Genomic DNA, 3,616 nt, shown 5'->3' with positions numbered 1-3,616 from the left:
CTCCTCGCGCCTTGATTGACGCCGTGCCTGACGGAACAGAGCATCGCTGCATAGTATTAACAGACCCTAATCACCGTACCACTGGTTCACAAGGGAGCAGGGGGTGTCCGGTTGCGTTTGACGGATTGTTTTATGCTCCGTACCCTTCTCCCGGTATTCATAATCTGCTTCCCGAATCTCATGCGCATTGCGGTCAGTACGGACGAATGGTTGCCTCTCGTCAAAGCCTTGCTCGAAGAACTTGAGCAGCGAGGGCATGAACCGCTGTACTTCGGACCCGAATCGGAAAAGGATACGGCAGATTGGCCGGAGGTGACTCTGAAGGCGATCGGGGCGGTTCGGAGCGGTGAGGCGGAGGAGGCTATCGTGCTGTGCTGGACGGGCACAGGTTGCTCTATTGTGGCCAACAAGGTGCCCGGCATACGCGCCGCCTTGTGCAGCGATGGAGAGACGGCAAAGGGAGCCCGCATCTGGAATCACGCGAACGTACTGGCGTTGAGCCTGCGTGCTACGTCACCCGCTATACTGAGGGAGATACTGGATCGCTGGTTCGATACGCCTTTCGGAGAGGATGCCTGGAATACCCGGCAGATAGCCCGCGTGCGACAGGTCGAGGAAACGGGAGGATAAGGCAGGACTCATTGCCCGTATGCCCGGGCGCTGGCCATTCCCCGCTCCTCATTGACGCGAAGCAACAGCAGGGCGCCCGCAATGAAGAAAGCCGCTACGATGGCCATGCCGGCCCGTTGGCTGTTGAACAGACCTGTTACGATACCCAGCAGCACCGGTCCGAGGAATGCGGTCGCCTTGCCCGAGAAAGCGAACAGCCCGTAGTATTCGTTTTCCTTGCCGGCAGGAATGAATCGCCCCATGAGCGAGCGGCTCGCGGATTGATTGGGGCCGGCGCATATGCCGCCGAGGATTGCCGCAGCCCAGAACAGCTCGACGTTCGTCGTGAACACGGCAATGATCGTTCCAAGGGTCAGCACCGCAAGACTGATAAGGATAGTGGCGCGCCCGCCGAGCCGGTCGTCCAGAAAACCGAAGGCCCAGGCGCCGATGCCCGCCGCAATGTTCAGAGCGATCCCGAAGAGAAAAATGTCTTCGGTGGAAAATCCGAGCGTGCCCGTGGCGTAGATTCCTCCGAAGGCGAAGAGCGTGATGAGGCCGTCGTTGTAAACCAGGCGGGCGATCAGGAGCCGGAACAGATCTTTGGAGTGGCGCACTTCGCGCAACGTACGTCCCAGTTCGTGTATGGACGTTTGCAGGGCTTTGCCGGCAGCGAGTGGTTTTACGGGCAGGGATCTCTTCAGGATTAGGAAAAGAGGCACCGAAAAGACTGCGTACCAGGCTGCCACGAGCAGATTGGTGGCCCGCACATGCGCTCCTGTTTCCCGGACGAGTCCAAAAGGAGGCGTTTCAGGAGCCACGAAAACGAAGTACCCGATCAGAAGGCAGCACAAGCCGCCTGCGTACCCAAGCGCCCAGCCGTATCCCGATATGCGCCCGATCCGCTGGGGCGTGGCCAGTTCAGGCAGGAAGGCGTTGTAGAAGACATTTGCAAGTTCAAAGGCAATGTTGCCCACCGTAAAGACGACAAGGGCAAACAGCACATCGCCCGGGCCTGCAAAGTATAAGCCCGCCGAGGCGGCAATACACAACAGCGTAGAGAGAAAAAGGAACTGCTTGCGCAGTCCGTTCCGGTCCGCGAGAAGGCCCAGCCAGGGCGAGAGCAGGGCAACGACGATCTGGGACAGGGCTACGGCGCGCGACCAGAGCGCTGTGCCGGATACGGCATTTTCAGCGATCGCATCCGTGAAATAGGTGGCGAAGACGAAGGTGACGACGAGTGTCGTGAACGCCGAATTGGCGAAGTCGTACGTGGCCCATGCGGTGACGGCGCCCCGGGGATGTTTCGTGAGGGAGGTCATGCGCCTTTCGAGGAGATGGCATGTACCGCTTCGCAGAACCGGTCGATTTCTTCTTCCGTGTTGTAGTAATGCACGGAAGCACGCACCATTTCGGGGAGGGTACGCTCCATGGCGTCAAGCAGCGTGTGGGAGGGCAGAGACACGGTGATATGCATGGATTGCTCACGAAGGCGTGATTTTACAATGGATGCCGCCACGTTTGCAATATCGAAGGTCACAATGCCGCCCCGCTCTGTTCCCATATCCCGCACGCGGATACCGTCCAGGTCATCGAGGCGTTGCCGCAGCAGGTCGGCAAGGGCGCGGATGCGCTCCCGGATGGCATCGAGTCCCAGGTCCAGTGCATAGTCGACGGCGGCGCCCAGACCGAGCTTCAGGGCCAGACTGGATTCCCACATTTCGAATGCGCGCATTCCTTCAAGGGGTCTGTACGCATCAGGGGCTACCCATGTCGCATTGTGCAAGTCCGGCATCGGCGGTTCAATATGATTCAGGAAGCCGCGGCGGACATAGAGAAATCCCGTTCCGCGCGGCGCGCGCAGAAATTTTCGCCCCGTGGCCGAAAGCATGTCGCAGCCAATGCGCGTTACGTCCAGCGGCAGTTGTCCTGCCGATTGGCACGCGTCCAGCAAGTACGGTATTCCATGTCTGCGGGCAATCTTTCCGACGGCTTCAGCCGGGTTGATGATGCCGCCGTTTGTAGGAATGTGCGTAAGGGCGATGAGCGCCACGCGTTTGTCAATACGCCGCTCGAATGCGTCGAGGTCAAGGTTGCCCGCATGGTCACAGGGCGCTACGTCTATTTCCAGACCGTCTTTCCGGGCGCGGTGCAGAAAAGCGATGAAATTGCTTGCATAAGATGTGCGGGTAGTAAGAATTTTAGCGCCTCTTGGTATTCGCAGGCCCTGGAAGGCAAGGTGCCATGCGCGTGTGGCACTGTCGGCAAGCGCAATTTCTTCCGGGGAAGCGTGCAGGAGCGTGGCGATGCTCCGGTATACTGCCTCATGCCGGGCATGTGCTTCTTCCGCGGCTTCGTACCCTCCTATGCGCGCTTCCAACCGGAGATGCTCGATGCAGGCAGCGAGTACAGGGTTCGGCATAAGCGATGCGCCGGCATTGTTGAAATGCACTACCTTTTCGCAGGCCGGTGTGTCCCGGCGGGCGCGGGCTACATCAATGAACCTGACATCCGGGACAGGTGATGGCGTTGCGTAATTCATGGAAACGGCGGATGTACGACGGCGTTGCATGGCAAGTATACAACCGTTCCTTTCAAGGTTCCTAATCCCGGTAACGTATGCCGCGCCATGCGTCATGCGGCCGTTTTGCAGGCAGTGCAGGATATGCTTTCTTCGGCGCACCCTGCAGGTATGTGGATATACCCCTCGTAGCTCAGGGGATAGAGCACCGGTTTCCTAAACCGTTGGTCGGAGGTTCGAATCCTCCCGAGGGGGCTGCTTTTTTTTCAGCCGCATACGGGGAGCTGCATCATCTTATTTCCGTTATTGATTTCCCATAGATGTGTATTCCGGGTTCGACAGGCGCCGCAGGCTTGCGTACACCGGACATTTGACTATATACGTCAGGGCCTGTTACCACTATGCAGCGTCGCTCTGCGGGGCCTATTTTACTGCCAGGCCAGGCGCCGCGAGCGCAGTGTGGCCCAGCCACATAAGCGAGCGGCA

General features: G+C 59.0%; 3 protein-coding genes and 1 tRNA gene. 2 read left to right on the top strand and 2 right to left on the bottom strand.

Annotated elements, in window-relative coordinates; translation table 11 throughout:
* Nucleotides 1–180: 180 nt before the first annotated feature.
* Entirely contained in the window at nucleotides 181–630 is a 450-nt protein-coding gene (locus F4Y00_07965) for an RpiB/LacA/LacB family sugar-phosphate isomerase (GenBank protein MYE04888.1), read from the top strand.
* An 8-nt stretch (nucleotides 631–638) separates the two neighbouring features.
* Here F4Y00_07965 and F4Y00_07960 read toward each other — a convergent pair whose 3' ends face one another.
* Both F4Y00_07960 and F4Y00_07955 read right to left on the bottom strand, forming a co-directional pair.
* Entirely contained in the window at nucleotides 639–1,931 is a 1,293-nt protein-coding gene (locus F4Y00_07960; protein ID MYE04887.1) for an MFS transporter, read from the bottom strand.
* The gene (locus F4Y00_07955; GenBank protein MYE04886.1) at nucleotides 1,928–3,151 is read right to left on the bottom strand and encodes an aminotransferase class V-fold PLP-dependent enzyme; all 1,224 of its coding nucleotides are present in this window, start codon (nucleotides 3,149–3,151) and stop codon (nucleotides 1,928–1,930) included. The genes F4Y00_07960 and F4Y00_07955 overlap by 4 nt, the downstream gene beginning before the upstream one ends.
* Nucleotides 3,152–3,312: 161 nt before the next feature.
* Here F4Y00_07955 and F4Y00_07950 point away from each other — a divergent pair.
* A tRNA-Arg gene (locus tag F4Y00_07950) sits at nucleotides 3,313–3,385 on the top strand.
* Nucleotides 3,386–3,616 lie beyond the last annotated feature (231 nt).

This window comes from Bacteroidetes bacterium SB0662_bin_6, from assembly GCA_009839485.1.
Lineage (GTDB): Bacteria > Bacteroidota > Rhodothermia > Rhodothermales > VXPQ01 > VXPQ01.
Note: the sequence above shows the minus strand (reverse complement) of the source record. Positions and strands in the feature narration are given on the sequence as shown.